The organism is Sporolactobacillus kofuensis, assembly GCF_024125425.1.
Lineage (GTDB): Bacteria > Bacillota > Bacilli > Bacillales > Sporolactobacillaceae > Sporolactobacillus > Sporolactobacillus kofuensis.
In genome coordinates, this window is the sequence record NZ_JAMXWN010000008.1 from 103,827 (window position 1) to 122,990 (window position 19,164).

Sequence of the window (19,164 nt, forward strand, 5' to 3'; positions counted from 1 at the left end):
ATGCATATTATTTTTTTATCCTTCAGTCACTTTAATTTCTTTTTCCAAATCATCTCGGGATAAGTTTGCATTCAGAAAGCCTTTTGTTTCCGGTGTGTACAAGCTCATATGCGATTTCTTATCGACCTGAACCGTTCCATGATCCAATGTGTAGTCAAACACGTGACCGCCGCCTTTACGTTCTTCATCAATAAAATGAAGATGGAAACCGGATACGGCGATGCCTTGGGTAAATACAGGCGACCAGAAACCGACAACGGTTCCTTTTATGTTGTTAAAATGAAAAATTGGCTGTGTTTTTACTGCTTCAGTCATTGGAATGGGTTTCTCCTGATAAGCCACGGTACGTGTGCTCATTTCTTTGAAAACCCCATCGATTCGGAATGCATAAAAGAGATTTTCACTTGCCATCAGCTTCTTCAATTCATGTTCGAATGCTGATTTTTGAAGCGGTTGATCAAATTTTTTCTCAACTGTTGGCTGAAAATAAGTCAGTGAGCAAAATGGTGTTCTGTCTTCGCTCTTAAGTGGTGTAGCAGTGCCATCACCACGGAGACGATAAAACTGTCCGTCAAATGCAATCATTTCACCATCAAGATGCTCAAAAGTGCCAATACCGAAATCTCCATATTCCTTGATCTCGTCATAGTTCATTGCACCCTCAAAGACACCGTCAAGCAGAGACGACATCGTTGAAAGCTGGAACAATTCTCCACTATCTTTTACACTTGCCATAATAGGAATAACCTCTTTCCTAAATTGTGATTCACTTCAGGCAGAGACGTTAATGTTCTGCCCGAGTATTAATCAGTTCAATTGGTTTGGAATCAGGCTCTTGCCTAATGCAATGTTATCACTATAATCTACCGGTACATCAATGATAACCGGACCATCTTTATACTCGATTCCTTCACGCAGAACATCCTCAAGTTCCTCTGGTTTATTCACTCTTAATCCCTTAGCACCGAAGGATTCTGCATACTTAACAAGATCAATTTTTCCAAAATCAATGCCTGATGTGCGGTCATATTTCATTTTTTGCTGGAAGGCAACCATATCGTACGTACCATCGCGCCAAACGATGTGAACAATCGGCAATTTTAGACGAACTGCTGTTTCAAGTTCCATAGCGGAGAATAAGAATCCTCCATCACCGGACATTGAAATCGTTTTTGCGTGATGATTAACCAGTGAGGCAGCCATTGCCCAAGGGAGCGCTACACCAAGTGTTTGCATACCATTGCTGAACAACAACGTTTTTGGCTCATAAGACCGGAAGTGACGTGCCATCCAAATGTAGTGTGACCCAACATCGCAAGTAACCGTGGTGTCATCGCTGATTAGGTGCCGCAGCGTATGGATAAGATTGAGCGGATGAACCAATTTGTTTCCCGTATTCTTCGGCGGTTCATCACGCGCATCGAGTTTATGACGCATGCCCTCAAGATATGCGATGCTCTCTTCAGACATATTCAGACTTGACAACTTATCTTTGATGCGTTGTACCGTTGAAGGAATATCACCAACTAATTCAATAGAAGGTTGATAATAGTGGTCAATATCCGCCCGTACTTCATCCAAATGGATAATGGTACGCGCGCCGGTATTGTTCCAGAATTTCGGATCATATTCAACGGAGTCGTAGCCAATTGTAACAATCACATCAGCTTTTTCAAGAACCAAGTCACCTGGCTGATTGCGGAACAAACCGATACGTCCGAAGAAGTGTTCCTCCATATCTCTAGGAATCAAACCGGCAGCTTGGAAGGTCTCAACAACCGGGAAAGCTATTTTTCGAAGTAATGAGCGAACCGATGAGACGACTGAGAAACGGTTCGCACGCATTCCGGCAAGAATAACCGGCATTTTGGCATTTTTAATGGCTTCTACTGCGCGATCAATCGCTTCTTCGGAAGCTGTACCAAGTTTCGGACTCTCGAGCGGTCCAAGTGCGTTCACCGTCGTTTTCGATACAAGGACGTCCTGCGGAAAGCTGACAACACTTGCACCCGCAGACGTTGATTCAGCGGCACGGAAAGCATTCGTCACAACTTCCGGGACGTTTTTCGGGTCAACAACTTCAGCGCTGAACTTAGAAATCGGTTGAAACAACCCCGCATTATCCATCGATTGATGCGTTCTCTTTAAACGATCGGCACGTGGCACTGCACCAACTAAGGCAACAATCGGATCATTTTCGACATTCGCTGTAACAATACCGGTGGCAAGGTTTGAGGCGCCTGGTCCTGAAGTCACAAGGCAAACACCTGCCTTGCATGTCAGCCGGCCAACTGCTGCAGCCATAAACGCAGCATTCTGCTCATGGCGGCAAACAATCAGTTCCGGACCTCGGTCTTTCAACACATCAAACACTGCGTCAATTTTTGCGCCAGGAATTCCAAAAATATATTTAACACCTTGCTTAATCAAGCAATCAACAACAAGTTCCGCACCAGTCGCAAGTTTTTGTTCTTCTTCCTTTTTCAAGTCACTCACGAATCGTTCCTCCTTGAATTTATAATTGTGCACTTCTTTCAGTTATCCGTGCATTTTTTTATCTTTCTGTGGCTAAGTTCATTCTAACGCTTGATTTTAGCAATGTGAAATATATTATTGATCAACATGTAATATACAGTGTATATTAATGATGAGCATGATTTTAGGGTATATACCAATAGTTTTCACCAATTCATCCCCTATGTACCCTGTAAAAAAGTGGAACTGGATGTGGAACACATGGAACTTCGCCATTTTATCTATTTCATTACTGTTGCGGAAGAATTACATTTTGGCCGTGCTGCTACGCGGTTGCAAATGACACAGCCGCCGCTCAGTAAGCAAATACAGCAATTTGAAGAGGAAATTGGTGTCGCGCTTTTTAAACGAAACAAGCGTCATGTTGAATTGACAACAGCAGGAGAGTTTTTTCTTCCTGAGGCGCGTGAAGTTGTTGCGCAAGTTCATCAGGCAGTAGATACTGCACAACGTGCGCATCGCGGTGAATTTGGGCGGTTAGTGATTGGTTTTGTCGGCTCAGCCACTTATGATATTCTGCCGAGTATCATTCGAGAATACCGGCGTATTTTTCCCCATGTATCCATTAAGTTGCATGAGTTATCAACACCGGATCAAGTCGCTGCCTTACTCGGTGATCGCATCGATATTGGTCTCCTGCACCCACCGGTAGGCAGCTCATTAATTGAAACAACACCGATTGAACGTGGATATGCTGCCCTTTCTTTGCCCAAGAATCACCCATTAGCAAAAAAAGAGAAGATCCAAATTGAAGATCTTCGTGATGTTCCTTTTATCCTTGCTTCCCGTGATATCTGGCCCGGTCTTTATGACGAGTTCCTTTCTCTGTTCAAAAATGTTGATTTCACGCCAAAAATTGTTCAGGAAGCGACCGAGTATCAAATGGTCGTGGGACTTGTCTCTGCAGGTATTGGTGTCGGCGTTGTACCGGCAACTGCAGAAAAGCTCTTCAACCTCGAGGTGGTTTATCGAGATATTGATCACTATCCACTCAAAGCTGTACTGTCCCTTGCTTATTTAAAAAGAAATACGAACCCCGCTTTGAAAAATTTTGTCTCATTAACAAAGCGCATTTGCAGTGACGAACGTTAAGTATGCGTTAAGATTTAATTAAACTGTCGTCTTTGCTCTTACGGCGTAAACGTATTAATCGGATCACGTGCGCAACAATTGATTTAATCATTGCATAGGTAGGTACAGCAAGAATCATCCCAATTGGTCCAATCCATTTGCCGGCAACAAGTAACAACACAATAATGGTTAGTGGATGAGTATTCAGCCGTTTCCCCATAACTAATGGGGAAATTAAGTGCCCATCAAGCTGTTGAACAATCACTATAACTGCAAGAACAAGAAGTGCTTTTGTTGGCGAATCCATTAATGCGATAATCAGTGCTGGTGTTGCACCAATAATTGGCCCAAGATAAGGAATAATATTTGTCACACCCACAATCAGCCCCAAGAGCAGACTGTAAGGTAATCCAATCACAGCAAAACCGATACTCGAGGTGATTCCGACGAATGAAGCAACAATAATCAGCCCATGAATATAGGAAGACAGCGTTTCATTCAAATCCCCCATAATGTGATTGACTTCCTCGTGATATTTCTGAGGAAAGAATCTCGTCACTGCTTGTGGCAAACGGTTTCCATCTTTTAACATATAAAATAAGATGAACGGCACGGTTACTACAGTCAACGTTACGTTTACCAGCACATTGAAGAACGTTGAGAGTCCTGAACCGGCATTGTCGGTAAATGTCTTTGCCATTTGTTCAATGCTTTGCTGGATTTTATCAATTGAATAATAATCTTGGTGGATCAGCCATTTAAATCCGCGCGTGTCGGCTAGATGTTCAATGCTGCTTCGCCAGCTCGTGAGATAATCCGGAAGTTGACTGAATAAGGATTTGATCTGAGCAGTGAGTGGTGGTCCAACAATTGTAACAAGGAGCACAATTAAACCTGTAAGAATAACATAAATAATTAAAATACTCACCGTTCTCGGAATCTTCATGCGCTCAAACAGGTCAACAAATGGACTAATCAAAAAGAACAGAAATCCTGCGACTATAATGGGAAAGAAGAGGGTTGTAATCAAGGTGACTACCGGAACAAAGATAAACGATATTTTTGTCAAGACAAAAACGAGTAGCGCAAGCCCCAACAGTTCTAGAGTCCAGAAGATCAGATTTGAGTATTTCTTCAGCATAGTATCCACACCTTTATCAAAGCCCTCGACGGACGATTCACAAATCACTTATTTAATTATAGCTTGTAACCAAGCTTTGAATCAACGAAATACCCACCATACTGATCTGTCAATTGCATGCGATCAATGTCCCCACCCTTGCTTACTCCCCCTAACTAGCGTGCCAAGCTTGTTTCGATGTATAATTTAATAATATGCTAGAGTGCAGTTCACGCAAAAAGGATGTGAGTAAATGAACATCATCACGATATTATTGGCATTTATTATCGTGTCAAATATTTTATTGGGTGCAACTGTCGTCTTTCTTGAGCGAAAAAGTGTCAGCTCCACATGGGCATGGTTGATGATTCTTAGCTTTCTCCCAATCTTAGGTTTTATCCTCTACCTCATTTTTGGTCAAAATCTAAGTCGCCGAAAGATTTTCAAGTGGGATCACATGGTTCACCAACGCACGAGGGAGCTGGTGGGTAACCAGATGCTCGCCATCGTTAATCAGGAACCCCCTTTTTCCGAACCCATATTATCCGATTATCACGGGCTCATTTACTTGAATCTTAATAATGATGAAGCTCCATTGACGATGAATAACTCTCTCTCCATTTATACAGATGGGGATTCGAAATTCCAACAATTGTTGGAAGATCTTCGCTCGGCCCAACACCATATTCATATTGAATATTATATTTTTAGAGGTGACTTTTTAGGAAATCAAATCATTGACACACTAATTCAAAAAGCTAAAGAAGGCGTCATCGTTCGTCTGCTCGTAGACGATGAAGGGTCAAGACGGCTCCCGAAGAAATTAGTTCGACGGCTTGAACAGGCAGGGGGCAAATTCCAAACCTTCTTTCCTGGACGCCTCCCGCTCGTGAATTTGCGTATTAATTACCGTAATCACCGCAAATTAGTGATTATTGATGGAAAAATCGGGTACATCGGCGGTTTTAATGTTGGGGATGAGTATCTCGGTCTCAGTCACAAATTCGGTTTCTGGCGTGACACACATTTGCGTCTGATTGGAGATTCGATTAATAGTATCCAGTCACGATTTCTCCTGGATTGGAATCAAGCTTCTGGTGAACAAGTGCCTTTCCAATCCTATTACTCAATCGGTGAAAAGAATCATAACGGAGAAGTTGGGATACAAATTGTCTCGAGTGGTCCAGATCAAAAATGGGAACAAATCAAAAATGCTTTTATTAAAATGATACTCTCCGCGAAAAAAACGGTCTATATTCAAACGCCTTATTTGATTCCCGATGAAAGTCTCTTGAACGCCATTTCAATAGCTGCGCTCTCTCATGTTGATGTTCGAATTATGATTCCTAATAAGCCCGACCATCCATTCGTTTATTGGGCGACATATTCTAATATTGGTTTACTCCTTGAAGCCGGTGCGCGTGTTTACCTTTATCAAAATGGTTTTCTACATGCGAAAACGATTGTTGTTGATGAACGGCTCGCCACCGTGGGTACTTCCAACCTTGATTTTCGTAGCTTCAGTCTGAATTTTGAAGTGAATGCCTTTATTTATCATCAACAGACATCAAAACAGCTCGCCGATATTTTTAAGAAAGACATTAAACTTTCGAAAGAGCTCACCATGACCGATTACAGAAAACGGCCATTTAATATTAAAGTAAAGGAAAGTATTTCTCGGCTCCTTTCTCCAGTTCTCTAGTCATAAAAACATAACTACTGAGATTGTTGCATTATTTTGCTACACAAAAGCAGCCTTGTGTCATAGATACTCGGCTGCTTTCCTTATTTCTCCTTAATCTTGTAATTCTTTAGCTATCCGGATTTGACGCAAATTCGGAACACCCTCAGGACCATCTTGGTGCCGTCTAAGCGTCGCTTTAATTGCCTCAGTCAAAGGCATGACTTTCTTGTTCTTATAGTCATAACCGATGAGTGTGACACGACCTCTGGCATGCCAATTACCGCTCGGACCTGCAATCGCGTGTTCAACATCAAAACTAGATCGAGAAATCGTGCTGATCCAAGTATACACCGTAATTTCTTCATCATAATTGATCTCTTGAATGTAATCGCAATGCGTGGACGCAACAATGACGCGCCAATCATTCAAATCCATGTTTGGTGTAAACCAACGGAAAATCTCACGTTTGCCTTCTTCAAAGTACGTATAATAGACCGCATTGTTGACATGCCCCATAGCATCGCAATCCACAAAACGAACCGGTAGTTTCGTAATAATCATTCAGACATCCCCTTATCGTCACGACGAATAATGATTTTTCTCTGGGGATTAGTGTACCATACCTTTCCGGACGTTGCTTAAAATTCATTACACACGCACATCGTTCAAGAGTTCATGGCAGCGCGATACTCAGAAGGAGATTGCTGTTCATATTTTTTAAACATTTTTGTAAATGAGGCATTGTATTCATAGCCTAACTGATAGGAAATGGTCAACACGCTCAATTTCGGATCACCCAGTAATTCTTTTGCTCTGTGTATGCGCAAAAAGTGAATATATTCAAGAGGCGTCATTTTCATCTTGCGTTTAAACCAGTCGCAATAATAGGATGGCGTATAATGTTCCATCGCTGCTAAAGACTTAATATCGATTTTCTCAGTATAATGTTTGTGAATATATCTTATGGATATGCTCGCCGGCTCATCCATCATTTTATGAAACCAGTAATTAAGGAGCAGAACTGCTTCATCATGATTGTTGTGCATCACTTCATGAATAAGTAATTCCTTAATTGATTGCCAAACCGAATTTGCATTCCAGATTAATGCGTTGTTTGCCTCTAAACGATGGTTAAAATGCTCACGCATATAACGTTCGGGAATCTCAATAACCAAGCTTTCATTGGAGCCGATTGAACTTAATGAATAAGTGCACTGGTTGGGCAGCAGACAAAACTGATTGCCATTAATCTTTTGAACATCATTTTGTGTAACGATATCTAGATAGCCATGTATTGGAATCAAGATTTTATAATATAAGGTACTGCAATACTGCTGTTTCTTGCCAAAAGACTCAAAATAGAAATAAATGTCCTCCAATGTTACGGACCTCCTCGAGCTTGTATCCCCTGTTGTTTTTAGGATGTCCTATATTATCCGTACCTCATAACCCCTGATTTCAGACAACCTTTCCAATTTGAAGTATATCAAATAACTGATCATCGGTGTGTGACGATGTTGTTAAGTTGCACATTCGAAAAATAAAATAAGCAATACAATTTTTATAAGTCAATAAATGTGCATTTTTGTAAGCGGATTCTATGAATATTGGCTAAATGCAATCGGAATAATGGAAAAGAAATAGAATGGTATTCCTCTTATACTCTTTCTGTTAAAACAAATAGCAGGGGGAAAATGAAACAATGCATCAATTAATTGCGGAATTCTTGGGAACAGCGTTAATGATTATCTTTGGTGTCGGCGTACACTGTTGTGAGGTGCTGAAAACATCAAAATATCAGAATTCCGGTCACATTTTCGCCATTACAACTTGGGGATTCGGTATCACTATCGCATTGTTTATTTTCGGAGATGTCTGCATTAATCCGGCGATGGTTGTCGCCCAAGCGGTACTTGGCAATATTCCTTGGTCAAGTGTGATTCCACTAAGTATTGCAGAAGTACTGGGCGGAATTTTCGGTTCAATCGTCGTTTTCATCGCTTATTACGATCAATTTAAGGCATCAAAAGATATTGATAGAGTGAAAATTCGTAACATATTCTCAACGAATCCAAACGTGCGTAATTTACCACGTAATTTCTTTGTCGAATTTATCGATACGTTCATCTTTATTACTGCAATCTTAGCAATCGCTACGATAAAAACACCTGGCATTGTTCCAATTGGTGTCGGTTTGCTTGTTTGGGCAATTGGTATGGGCATGGGTGGTCCTACTGGATTCGCCATGAACCTCGCTCGAGATATGGGACCACGTATTGCGCACGCAATTTTGCCGATTCCCGGAGGAAAAGCGAATAACGATTGGCAATACGGCATACTCGTTCCAGGTATCGCACCTTTCCTAGGCGCTGCATGTGCCGCTCTATTTGCTCGTTATTTTCTTGGATTGTAATCTTATCGTTAAATTTAATACGATAAAAAAATACCGGAACGCAGAAATAAACTGCTGCTCCGGTATTTTTCTTTGTGTGAACCCATAGGGTGCTGTACCTTTACCACATCATTAATAACAGATGGTTGTTCGGCTTGATTAAACCGTCGTCGTTCAATTGACTAGATGCAAAAAAAGTGAATCTCTGTGATGCCTACTTAATCGACATGATATGGGGCTATCCCAAAGGATCGCCAACTTTTTGCCGCGCTACGATTGAATGGATGCAAGGCTCAAGCCGGGAGCTTTCCTCGGAAGAACCCCTAATGCCTGTAGGATTCAACGGGCTTGTTACCCTCAGCGGCGATCCCGCAGGAGCCACTGATTCAAAAATACACGATCCTAATAAAAAGGTGTCTCACAGTCAGAAGACTTTTGAGACACCTTCATTTTCTATCCAAATCCATCAATCTAACTTTTTCCCTTGAAACATGTTCTTCACCAGAACATAGAGCATTGGCAGAATGGAGACAAATACGATCAACAGCATGATTACTGAAAAATGATCCTTGATGAATGGAATCTGGCCAAAGAAGAAACCGGCCATTAAACCGGCTAACGTCCAAACAGCCCCACCAATAATATTATAGAAAAGGAAAATCGGATAGTGCATGCGGCTTGCTCCCGCGATGAATGGAATAAATGTACGGATGAAAGGAGCAAATCGTCCCAGAAATACCGCAAACCCGCCATATTTATTGAAGAATTGTTCCGCCTTCGCCATCTTCTCCTTATTGATTAAGCGATGGAAACGATGGTGCTTTTCTAACGATTGGCCAATTTCACGGCCGATCCAATAATTAACAGTGTCGCCAAGGATTGCCGCAATAGCAATGAGTACAATGAGTAATGCAATATTGAGTTCAGAAGCACTGTGCGCAGCAATTGCACCCGCAGCAAACAGTAATGAATCGCCTGGGAGGAATGGACAAATAACCAACCCGGTTTCGATAAAAATGACTACAAATAAAATAAAATAGGTCCACGCGCCATACTGATTGACGATTTGCGTCAAAAATTGATCAATATGAAGAAAGACATCAATAAACCACGCTATAGAATTCATCCCAACGTCTCCTTAAGTTCGACTCTATCTAATGTCAGCTCACGAAAAATGCTGCCTACATTCCCTATGCTTCATCGTACCTAATTTTTCAAAAATAGAAAACCCTCTAAGCCAACTTATCCTGTCAAATTAGTGATTATGAAAAAATTCTAATCAAAATTGTTCGTGCAGAGGTTTATTGTCGGAAAAATTACACGACTTGATTTCCTATGTTGGTTAAACAAAACGAAAAAGAAGTCTGAGCTATGAATCTCAGACTTCTTTTCTAAGCAGAGCTTATCCAATTGCTTCTTTCATAAAGGCAGTGATCGTTTCTTCCTTCGAATCACTCAGAACTTTGCCGGTTTTCTTATCAATAAAGGTCGGCACGGTCATGAATTGATATTTATCTTTGAGTTGAGTAAATCGATTTTCATCATCCTCACGGACAAACAATTCAATTTGATCGTTATATTTTCCTTCAAGTGCCTGATTCAAAACTACCTTAGCCCGATCACAATATGGGCAAACGGTTTTTGTGATCATTAATACTTTCTTTTCTGCCATAAGTACTCACTCCTTTCTTCTATTTTAACCAAATTCAGTGGCCACTGTCCTATCATCTGCCTGAAATCATGAGCCACGTAAAAGGGTTACAGGAAAGTACATACCAAGGTTCCATTAATTTTCTTCTGATAACGTGCTGTTCTGTATGGAACCTTAGACACTATCCCTTTCTAAAAGCGTATAATTCATCACTATTTTTTCGGGAACCGTATTGATATTTTTAATTTGATTCAACAATAACTTTCCAGCTTGTACGCCTGCATCCTCGTTCGGATAGCTAATCGTCGTTAGCGACGGTTCCACGTATTCTCCCAATTCAGAGTGCCCAACTCCGACAATCGCTATGTCTTCTGGTATGCGGTAATTGTGCTCCTTTAAATACTTCATGGCTCCAATCGCCATATGTTCCGTTGCCACAAATACAGCAGTCGGTGCTTCAATCGACTGCGTTAACATTTTTCCCATTGCTTTATACCCCGACATTGTGCTAAAATCGCCGATCTGCATCCAGCTTCTTTCCAACTCAAGCTTATGTTTCTCAGCGACATGTCGATAAGCTGCCTTCCTGAGATAACCTACAGACCTGTCACGCTCATCTACACCGATGTAACCAATCTTTACATGGCCTTTATTTATGAGATAAGTCATCAATTCCTCAGCCGCCCGAAAATCATCCTGAACAACACAGGAAAATCCGTCTAACGATTGTCCGACAGCGACAAACGGAAGTTTCACATTTCGAATTTCCTTTATTAATTCATCACTATCGTTTGTAGCAATCAAGATAATCCCGTCAACTTGACGGCTTTTCATTAGTTTCAGATACTCAATTTCCTTTTCCCGTTGCAGATTCGTGTTGACCAAAAGAATCTGAAATCCCCGTTTACTTAATACGCGATCAATGCCTGAAACATATTGACTAGGTGTTTGTGTACTGATTCGAGGTAAAATAACACCGATAACATTGGACTTCTTGGTGCGCATCGCTTTCGCTTGTGTACTCGGGATATATTCAGTCTCTTTTATCACATGAAGAATACGTTTTCTCGCTTCTTCGCTCACATACCCTGATTGATTCATCATCCTCGAAACCGTTGACTGAGATACTCCTGCCATCGATGCAATTTCTTTAATTGTTGTCACCGCTGTTTCCCTCCTCTCGATCACACTTCACCTAGTTGGTTCAATCCATTATACCAAAAAATATTGGCGCTCAGTTTCTTAATTATGGGAAGAGTAAAAAAGGAAAATGCCGTTGTATAATAGCGACATTTTCCCTTTTCTAGTTAGCCTCTTAATGATTCAGTTGAACGAATTACATTATTTACCGATTGTGATCTGACCTTGTTCTAAGATTCTGTTCGGTACAACAGATGTTTTTGATCCCTTAATGTTGAGCAGAAAGCTTGGGGCAAACGTTGCTTTATGATCGGCAAAGAATCCTCTGTTCGTCATATAACTTGTGATCACAACATTATTTCCTTGCGCTTGCGGAATTGCAAAATGAGAATAAGTAAAGGTAAGATCATTTGGATCTAGATTCATGTTCAATACAAGTCCGCTCTTGTTTAATGGATGATAAGGACCTGTTAAGGAGTCTGAAACAAATCCTAACATGTACACGTCTTTATCACCGATTCCATTAATGGTCATTTTCGCCCCACGTGAGTCAGTGAATAAATACCATTTGCCATTCATTTTGAATACATTTGCCCGTTCAATTTCATCGGTAACCGTATTTGAAGTAATGAGCGGCTTCATCACTTTTTTCAGGGAATAATCATTGTTCAATTCAATAATACCAAGTGCACCATTTGCATAAGATGCAAGTGTTTTTTTGGAGCTGTTCAGAAGGTTCTCTTTTTCTGATTCGAAGAAGGTATGGCTTCCGCCGTAGTATGCTCTGTTGAATAACGATGCCTCACCTTGATAACCGTCTTTGGTTCCCGTGTTGCCTTCGAACACAAGATACTTGTGACCATTATCTTCAACATAATGAGGATCTCTTAAGGTGTGATTATCTGGTGAAAGATACATGCCCGCGTCTCTAAATTGCTGAACGGTCTGATAAAGGGTTCCGTCGCCACCGTCAAAAATCGATTTATGGTCGGATACACCATCTACTTTCAGCGTATCAGAATCGTTCTGAGAGAGATTGATTTGAGCCGTTGAGAGTACTTGATTTCCATCGCCGGTACCACCGTCTTCAGGGGCACCAGAGAAGTCTGTATAAAATAACCGCACCTTGCCGTCTTTTGTTAAGGTTGCTGAACCTGACCATTCTTGAGTTTGATATTTGAGGTGAGGATCATCTGCAACATACTTGTCACTGTCCTTAAATACCCGGCCAGCATTCTTCCAACTTTGTAACGAATGATCGCCTATTTTTTGATAAAATAAGTAAATGGACGTATCATTGCCGTTTTTCGGATCCCCTGCAAGAGCAAAAACGATATGGTATCCTTTGTAGTCTGCAGCTGTACCATCGGCATTTTGTAATGGCCAGCTATCCCAGACGTCCAACCCTTGAGCTGAAGAAATATTTTGGACCGTTGATGCATCGAATTCAGGCACTTTAAAACGTGCATTCGATTGTTGTTCCGGTATTTTATACATATTATTCCGCGTAATATGAGAAATACTGTAAGATTCTTTGTAATCTGTTGAATCCTTTGCAAATGTTTGTGCAGCACCACCTAAGAGCAATGCTGTAGTAAAGGTTGCAACAGTCGCTTGTTTAACCATCTTTTTGATATTCATTCTTTTAATTTTCCCCTTTCGAGAGATAGGCGTGCCATCGCCTAATTTGCGATCACTTCATTGAGTGCGCAAACGTCCTTGCGCATCAATAAAGTGTGAATGTGCAAAAAAAACCACATTATTCAGGATGATTCAAAAATGATGGTAAAATCACTTTTGAAATAACGAAGTATTTTTTTCTAAGATCGGATGACTAGTATTCCGATCTTTTTTTATTTTTCGATGTGGAATCGATTCCACTCACAATATAATATTTAACGTAAGATAAAGCAACATGAATAGATTTGTGATTTTTTGTGAAAATAACTATGAGTAATTTACAGAAGTATTGATGTCACTCAATTGGTTTCGTTTTCACTTAAGTGATATTTTTACTATAAGCTTGCCAAATTCCCTACAAAAGTACCGCACATCCAGCAAAAATTCTGAATAGGACAAATTACACGTTTGTTTTCTCTTATTAATAAGGCTAAATGAGCAAACAGGAATGTGTTTCCATCATTCTTTTCAACATTTCGGGAAAATTAATGTACGAAGGGAGGTTGATTCATTTGGCACAAAAAATAAGTGATGTAATGTCCAAAGATGTCATTTGTTGCTCACCGGAACAGAGTGTGAAGGACGTTGCTGAGCTGATGAGTACCCACAACATTGGGTCTATTCCAGTTACTGATAATGGTCGATTTGAAGGGATTATCACAGACCGTGACATCACACTTCGTTCTACCGCAAAGGGTAAAGACAGTGATCAAATGACCGTATTTGACTGTATGAGCAGTCACACATTGACATCTGGAACACCCGATATGGATGTTCAAGAAGCAGCTCGACTAATGGCGGACCATCAAATTCGCCGATTGCCGATCGTTGAAAACGGACGCGTAATCGGAATTGTTTCACTAGGCGATCTCGCAACAGAATCTCAATATGATCATGAAGCAGAAAAGGCATTATCAGGAATTTCTGCACAAGGCGTCCATTAATGTCAGCGTAGCACCACTCGAACAGTCAATTGCTTGTTCAATTTACTTTTTTCCATTTAAAGCACCTGTCCTTAAATTAAAAAAGGACAGGTGCTGGTGGTATATTGATCTTTTCCTTTCCGAACTCATTTCTATGTAGCATCCGTTTGATGAGAGAGAGGATTAGGGGCTGGCCGAAAAATAGAAATTTGCTTAAGCGGACTGGGCGGCAATTTCACTTTATTTGTTGTACAGTTCATTTTGTTATTATCATGGTGCGCAAACACTGCAGTCCTTAGAAAAGTGACGCTAAAATACCTACATATTCTTTTAGAGCTGTATAGACTGTTCCACCCTCAGACGGAACAAATTGACCAGGGTAAATTGCCAAGCGCTTACTTACTAGGTAGTCGGTTGGATAAGGTGTGACTTTGACATTGAGCTTATTGAAAGTCATCACAGCACGTGGCATATGAAAAGCAGAAGTGACTAAGATCGGATGCACAAAATGTTGATGATCTAAAATCGTTTTTGTGTTCCGCGCATTTGTTTTTGTTGTAATGCTTTTCTTTTCTACGATCACTTTATTTTTCGGAACACCAAGAGCGACCAATTGCCGTTTTCCAATCTCCGCTTCAATTCCGCTATCCGGATAAACTTTTCCGCCAGATAAAATAATTGGCAGTTTTGTCTGCTTATATAAACGGTAAGTAGTGAGCAGGCGGTTTGCGGCATCTCCTGATAGCTGTCCCTTACCATTCATGTCCGGTGTATCTAATGTCGCACCCCCACCAAGCATCACGAGTACATCACCTTTAGGATGTGCAGGTGGTAGATAACGATTCTCAAGCGGATGGATTAATAAACTACCTGTCAAGGGAATTGTCGCAAGATACATTAAAAGCGTCATCCCACCAATAAGGTGGCCGAACCGTTGTTTCTTTCGAAGAAGTACGAAGCTCGCGAGTGCAAACACAAGGACAAAGAGACCCGGGGGCAGCAGAAAACGATAAATAAACTTTATCATGTACTCCATTTATCCACCTCCTAAGCACTGAATGTGTTCTCCTATATAAGATTCGCTTTCTACTTAGAAAATCGTCTCTATCGTTCTGCAAGTGAACGCGTTCGCTTCTTCATGTCGTCGGTAAACACATTGATTGTCCCTTTATAGTACTCCGCACAAAAGACGTCATCAATTGACGACACGCCTTGTTCCTTTATCATACTGCTTAACCACTGCTCGTCTTTGTCCATAAGATCCAGCATATCATAATCAATTGCGCCTTCAGCAATCAAAAGGACACCAAGGCGATCACTGTCCTTCTTTAGAACCGTGAGATGTCCATTTTGTTCAACTTGAGCACGGCGAACTTCCTGAATCGTATACACGTCCTGCATCCGTAGCATCGTTGAGAAATCAGTCACCGAAAGATTTGCCTTTTTAAAATTTTCCGGGATTAATTTTCCTTTATTGACGACAATGATCGGATCTCCATCAATCCACTTGCGTACTTTACTGTTCTGTGATTTCAGAATTCGTGTCGTCACGACCAACCCAGACCAGATCGACAGCACAATTAAGAATTGCAAAATGGTTATATCCGGATTATAAATCACACCACCGATAATCCCACCTAAGACATAATTTTGAATCTGATCCGCTGCTGATAAAGGCGCGAGGTTGCCCTTTCCCGACATATTAATAAAAATAATAAGACAAATGAAGCCGATCAAAAGTTTAACGGCAACATCCATATATGAAAACATATCTGTTTCTCCTTTACTTGTCGATAAATGTGATTGTTGCGCCATTAAGTACATGAATTTGTTCAAGGAGATAGTGATCAGTATCATTCTCGTTGAACTCAACTCTATAATAGGATTGACCTGCTTTATACACTGTTATTTCTTCAGGTGTCATGTGATTTGAGTAGATCGTTGATATCGGTTCGTGCAGATCTTTGGCAACTTTCTTCATTTGATTCAACTCGCCGCGGTATTGAGACTGTGTATGTTCTTTGTTGACGAGATCGTTGACTTGTATCCCTCCAAGTAGAACAATCAGAACTAAGATCAATACTCCGATCTCTTTGTATTTGTACGGCATCTTTTTCTTATGCGCGCGAATAATAATCAATAACAGCACAAGAACTAATGTGGCCATGAACGCAACTTGTACGAAAGTTTGTGTATGTGTTTGACTCTCGATGTAGTGATAGCTATAGAAGTTCAAAGATCTCATCCTTTTTTAACTTATAAATAATCTAACGTGCTTATACTGATGCCGAGAATGCGCCATTTATTTTTTATTATAAGTAAAAAGTAGAGAACTCATTATATTCTTTCATGCTGCGAACAACTGCGCCCATGTCTTAGGACCTACCACACCATCGACGGTTAGCTGATGACGCTTTTGATAGTTCCTCACTGCTGCTTCTGTCTTTACGCCAAAAATACCATCAGCTGTTACAGAAAGTGCACGTTGAATACGTTTGACCTCTTCTCCACGACTTCCCCGTTTGATTAAATAACCCGGATACGAACTCACTAATTTAACCACGCTTCTCTTTGTTCCTTTGACTTCTGCTGGTAACGACTGATCAAATTCATGTGTCGATGTGCGAGACGCAGCATTTCTAGTCTGAATGTTCTTCCCAAGCATTCCTTCCGCAATGGCATGACCAATGACTTCGGTTTTACTTGCGACAAGCATTGCATCCGTCTTCGTATCCACAAAACCGCATTCAATCAAAAGCGCCGAAGGCTTGGTATTTCTGAGCACATAGAAACTTTGATTCTTTTTCAAGCCGCGGTTCGTAAGCCCTGTAACCTCACAAATGTTGTTTAGGATCCGACCTGCAACTCCATTCGTTTTCTCGTCGTACTGATAGACTTCAATACCTGTCCCACCTCCTGCGTTTAAGTGGATCGAAACAGCTAGGTCAAGATCGCGGTGCTTGTTTACCTTATGAACGATCGCTGCCAAATTCTCATTCTGCGTTCTTCCATAGTCATCGGTATCATCATAGACCGTCTGTCCGGCTGCTCGAAGATAACGAATGGTTGCAACTTTGATCTTCCGGTTAACAAATTCCTCTGAGATATAGCCGCGAGCACCGGGCACAAATGAATTATGTCCGGCATGAATGCTGAATTTCACTAGTGAACAACTCCTTTTCTATACTTTTATGATTGTCCCCTCTGTTTTGAAAGGACACCTCACTTGTATATAGAAAAAAACACCTTGTCCGGTGAAAATTTAAAGATAGATAATATCACTCAAAAATATAACGCGATTTGCGTATAAAATGAGATAGCCACAAAAAGTTACGCAACTTTATTGATCCAATCGACTTGATCAGGACTTCATACTCTCAGAAAATAAAACATCACCCTCCACATGTATGATTGGAGAATGATGTTCGTGGTACCCATTTCTTTTATTACCTATTTTCGAGGCAAAAGTTTAGCTCTTCGTGGATTTATGTTCATATTACTATTTTTTAAATCATTCAGTGTAAACGTTTTCTAAAAAGAGATCAAGAATTGTGCTGTACTTTTAAACCGAATCCTTTTTTTGTAGTGTATTTTTCCGCTCATATTCCGGCTCAGCGTGGATGAGAATTTGTGCCCGAGGTATCTCACTCTTTATGCTCTCCTCGATCCGATCCGATAATTCTTCTACACTATCGATCTTAAGGTGAGAAGGAACGACAAGATGAAATTCAATATACTCTTCCGGACCTGAACGTCTTGTTCTAAAGTTATGCAATTCAATGAACTCATTCTTATAGCCTTCAATAATTTCCATAATTTTATTTTCTTCTTTGTCCGACAGTCGTGCGTCTAATAACGGAGGAAAGGATACCCACATGAGTTTGGCGGCCTCAAACATGATATAGCATGCAAGAACAATACCGATAATTGGATCCAAAAAAGACCATCCGGTTAATGTCGCCAGCAGCAAGCTGACGGCAACGCCGAGCGAAGTATATACATCCGTCAATAAATGGAAGGCATTGGATTTCATTGCCACGGAGTGGGTCCGCTCTGCTGTTTTATCAATTAAACGTGATACGAAAAAGTTGATCGTCGCGCCGACCAGCATCACCACTACACCCAATGTCGGAAGCTGTATAGGTTCAGGATGAATCAATTTTTTTACCGATTCATAGATGATCCATATACCCGCCACATAGATCAGCAGCGTCTCAATCGTTCCTGATATATTTTCAATTTTTCCATGTCCATAGGGATGGATTTTATCGGCTGGTCTGCCTGATATGCGTACTGAGAAAAAAGCAATGAGTGAGGCTGCCAAGTCTAGTGAAGTGTGTATTGCTTCAGACAACACAGCAACAGAGCCTGTAATCATCGCAACAATAACTTTTAATGAAACAACAAGTGTATTGCTTACTACAGACAGAAATGCTACTCTTGACGGTTCCATCAATTACCACCCTCGTCTTTATAACGTAGATCCATGGTAACAAAAGGAATGTGGGTGAGTCTACAGCAATCTTTTTTCAATGAAGAAGGTAATTTATTGTAAGAAAAATGTGTTTTACGTGAGCAACATTCACAAATACATGATGATCATGAAAAGCATAAAATAGAGACGAAAACCCAATCGAGTTCTCATCCCTTTGAAGAGTAGTCTTTTAACTCCTTATTTTTGGTAGATCAATGACGATGTCCATTACCCTTCTTCATCATTGCCGGCATCATGAATAGATGCATTAACGGACATATGAGGACTGCTGCCAGTATGAGCAAGCTGTTTGATCCCGAAAATCCACCAGTAAAGAACAGACCAATGATCACGGCTATGGGGATAATCAGACATACGGCCATCATCAAATTATGGTTGTGTTGATGTATTCCATGAGCACTTTGATTTTCATTCTCATGACTATGATTCTTACTGCTCTGATTGTGATTATCATGATTTCCACAGCAATTCAT

Annotated in this window: 19 protein-coding genes; 4 read left to right on the forward strand and 15 right to left on the reverse strand. The window is 40.8% G+C overall.

Annotated features, from left to right (window positions below; translation table 11 throughout):
• Positions 1-15: 15 nt before the first annotated feature.
• Both budA and alsS read right to left on the reverse strand, forming a co-directional pair.
• Positions 16-735 (reverse strand): acetolactate decarboxylase, encoded by a 720-nt coding sequence (budA, locus tag NIE32_RS08195; protein ID WP_253054691.1) that lies wholly within the window; start codon positions 733-735, stop codon positions 16-18.
• A 72-nt stretch (positions 736-807) separates the two neighbouring features.
• Positions 808-2,496, reverse strand: coding sequence for an acetolactate synthase AlsS (gene alsS, locus NIE32_RS08200; RefSeq protein WP_253054693.1), 1,689 nt, complete (start codon positions 2,494-2,496; stop codon positions 808-810).
• Between the two features lie 240 nt (positions 2,497-2,736).
• On the opposite strand from alsS, the gene alsR reads away from it, so the two are divergent.
• Entirely contained in the window at positions 2,737-3,627 is an 891-nt protein-coding gene (alsR, locus tag NIE32_RS08205; protein WP_253054695.1) for an acetoin biosynthesis transcriptional regulator AlsR, read from the forward strand.
• Between the two features lie 7 nt (positions 3,628-3,634).
• Here the strand turns inward: alsR and NIE32_RS08210 are convergent, their stop codons facing one another.
• A complete protein-coding gene (locus tag NIE32_RS08210) occupies positions 3,635-4,747 on the reverse strand; it encodes an AI-2E family transporter (protein ID WP_253054697.1) in 1,113 nt (370 codons plus the stop codon).
• Positions 4,748-4,979: 232 nt separating this feature from the next.
• On the opposite strand from NIE32_RS08210, the gene cls reads away from it, so the two are divergent.
• Entirely contained in the window at positions 4,980-6,428 is a 1,449-nt protein-coding gene (gene cls, locus NIE32_RS08215) for a cardiolipin synthase (protein WP_253054699.1), read from the forward strand.
• A gap of 93 nt (positions 6,429-6,521) precedes the next feature.
• Here cls and NIE32_RS08220 read toward each other — a convergent pair whose 3' ends face one another.
• On the reverse strand, positions 6,522-6,971 hold the full coding sequence (locus NIE32_RS08220) for an acyl-CoA thioesterase (RefSeq protein WP_253054701.1): 450 nt from the start codon (positions 6,969-6,971) through the stop codon (positions 6,522-6,524).
• Between the two features lie 104 nt (positions 6,972-7,075).
• Positions 7,076-7,789, reverse strand: coding sequence for an AraC family transcriptional regulator (locus NIE32_RS08225; RefSeq protein ID WP_253054703.1), 714 nt, complete (start codon positions 7,787-7,789; stop codon positions 7,076-7,078).
• A gap of 323 nt (positions 7,790-8,112) precedes the next feature.
• Between NIE32_RS08225 and larD the strand changes: the two genes are divergently transcribed.
• A complete protein-coding gene (gene larD, locus NIE32_RS08230) occupies positions 8,113-8,823 on the forward strand; it encodes a D/L-lactic acid transporter LarD (protein ID WP_253054705.1) in 711 nt (236 codons plus the stop codon).
• A 445-nt stretch (positions 8,824-9,268) separates the two neighbouring features.
• Here larD and NIE32_RS08235 read toward each other — a convergent pair whose 3' ends face one another.
• The 4 genes from NIE32_RS08235 to NIE32_RS08250 form a co-directional block, all read right to left on the reverse strand.
• Positions 9,269-9,928 (reverse strand): VTT domain-containing protein, encoded by a 660-nt coding sequence (locus tag NIE32_RS08235; protein ID WP_253054707.1) that lies wholly within the window; start codon positions 9,926-9,928, stop codon positions 9,269-9,271.
• Positions 9,929-10,204: 276 nt separating this feature from the next.
• The gene (locus NIE32_RS08240; RefSeq protein WP_253054709.1) at positions 10,205-10,474 is read right to left on the reverse strand and encodes a glutaredoxin family protein; all 270 of its coding nucleotides are present in this window, start codon (positions 10,472-10,474) and stop codon (positions 10,205-10,207) included.
• A 153-nt stretch (positions 10,475-10,627) separates the two neighbouring features.
• Positions 10,628-11,617: a LacI family DNA-binding transcriptional regulator gene (locus NIE32_RS08245; protein WP_253054711.1), complete on the reverse strand. Its 990-nt coding sequence runs from the start codon at positions 11,615-11,617 to the stop codon at positions 10,628-10,630.
• A 177-nt stretch (positions 11,618-11,794) separates the two neighbouring features.
• A complete protein-coding gene (locus tag NIE32_RS08250; RefSeq protein ID WP_253054713.1) occupies positions 11,795-13,234 on the reverse strand; it encodes a glycoside hydrolase family 68 protein in 1,440 nt (479 codons plus the stop codon).
• 527 nt (positions 13,235-13,761) lie between these two features.
• Here NIE32_RS08250 and NIE32_RS08255 point away from each other — a divergent pair.
• Entirely contained in the window at positions 13,762-14,217 is a 456-nt protein-coding gene (locus NIE32_RS08255) for a CBS domain-containing protein (RefSeq protein WP_253054810.1), read from the forward strand.
• Positions 14,218-14,491: 274 nt separating this feature from the next.
• Here NIE32_RS08255 and NIE32_RS08260 read toward each other — a convergent pair whose 3' ends face one another.
• From NIE32_RS08260 to NIE32_RS08285, 6 genes are all read right to left on the reverse strand, one after another.
• Positions 14,492-15,232 carry a YdcF family protein gene (locus tag NIE32_RS08260; RefSeq protein WP_253054715.1) on the reverse strand — a complete coding sequence of 247 codons (741 nt, stop codon included), beginning with the start codon at positions 15,230-15,232 and terminating at the stop codon, positions 14,492-14,494.
• A gap of 68 nt (positions 15,233-15,300) precedes the next feature.
• Positions 15,301-15,966 (reverse strand): DUF421 domain-containing protein, encoded by a 666-nt coding sequence (locus NIE32_RS08265; protein WP_253054717.1) that lies wholly within the window; start codon positions 15,964-15,966, stop codon positions 15,301-15,303.
• Between the two features lie 13 nt (positions 15,967-15,979).
• A complete protein-coding gene (locus tag NIE32_RS08270) occupies positions 15,980-16,432 on the reverse strand; it encodes a DUF3290 family protein (RefSeq protein WP_253054719.1) in 453 nt (150 codons plus the stop codon).
• 111 nt (positions 16,433-16,543) lie between these two features.
• Positions 16,544-17,359 carry an N-acetylmuramoyl-L-alanine amidase gene (locus NIE32_RS14360; protein ID WP_253054721.1) on the reverse strand — a complete coding sequence of 272 codons (816 nt, stop codon included), beginning with the start codon at positions 17,357-17,359 and terminating at the stop codon, positions 16,544-16,546.
• Between the two features lie 399 nt (positions 17,360-17,758).
• Positions 17,759-18,649 (reverse strand): cation diffusion facilitator family transporter, encoded by an 891-nt coding sequence (locus tag NIE32_RS08280; RefSeq protein WP_253054723.1) that lies wholly within the window; start codon positions 18,647-18,649, stop codon positions 17,759-17,761.
• A 233-nt stretch (positions 18,650-18,882) separates the two neighbouring features.
• Positions 18,883-19,164 (reverse strand): DUF2933 domain-containing protein, encoded by a 282-nt coding sequence (locus NIE32_RS08285; protein ID WP_253054725.1) that lies wholly within the window; start codon positions 19,162-19,164, stop codon positions 18,883-18,885.

Coding starts and splice junctions, on each gene's coding strand:
- budA (WP_253054691.1), bottom strand. CDS start 735: ATGGCAAGTGTAAAAGATAGTGGAGAATTGTTCCAGCTTTCAACGATG.
- alsR (WP_253054695.1), top strand. CDS start 2,737: ATGGAACTTCGCCATTTTATCTATTTCATTACTGTTGCGGAAGAATTA.
- NIE32_RS08210 (WP_253054697.1), bottom strand. CDS start 4,747: ATGCTGAAGAAATACTCAAATCTGATCTTCTGGACTCTAGAACTGTTG.
- cls (WP_253054699.1), top strand. CDS start 4,980: ATGAACATCATCACGATATTATTGGCATTTATTATCGTGTCAAATATT.
- NIE32_RS08220 (WP_253054701.1), bottom strand. CDS start 6,971: ATGATTATTACGAAACTACCGGTTCGTTTTGTGGATTGCGATGCTATG.
- larD (WP_253054705.1), top strand. CDS start 8,113: ATGCATCAATTAATTGCGGAATTCTTGGGAACAGCGTTAATGATTATC.
- NIE32_RS08235 (WP_253054707.1), bottom strand. CDS start 9,928: ATGAATTCTATAGCGTGGTTTATTGATGTCTTTCTTCATATTGATCAA.
- NIE32_RS08240 (WP_253054709.1), bottom strand. CDS start 10,474: ATGGCAGAAAAGAAAGTATTAATGATCACAAAAACCGTTTGCCCATAT.
- NIE32_RS08250 (WP_253054713.1), bottom strand. CDS start 13,234: ATGAATATCAAAAAGATGGTTAAACAAGCGACTGTTGCAACCTTTACT.
- NIE32_RS08255 (WP_253054810.1), top strand. CDS start 13,762: ATGTACGAAGGGAGGTTGATTCATTTGGCACAAAAAATAAGTGATGTA.
- NIE32_RS08260 (WP_253054715.1), bottom strand. CDS start 15,232: ATGGAGTACATGATAAAGTTTATTTATCGTTTTCTGCTGCCCCCGGGT.
- NIE32_RS08265 (WP_253054717.1), bottom strand. CDS start 15,966: ATGTTTTCATATATGGATGTTGCCGTTAAACTTTTGATCGGCTTCATT.
- NIE32_RS08280 (WP_253054723.1), bottom strand. CDS start 18,649: ATGGAACCGTCAAGAGTAGCATTTCTGTCTGTAGTAAGCAATACACTT.
- NIE32_RS08285 (WP_253054725.1), bottom strand. CDS start 19,164: ATGAATTGCTGTGGAAATCATGATAATCACAATCAGAGCAGTAAGAAT.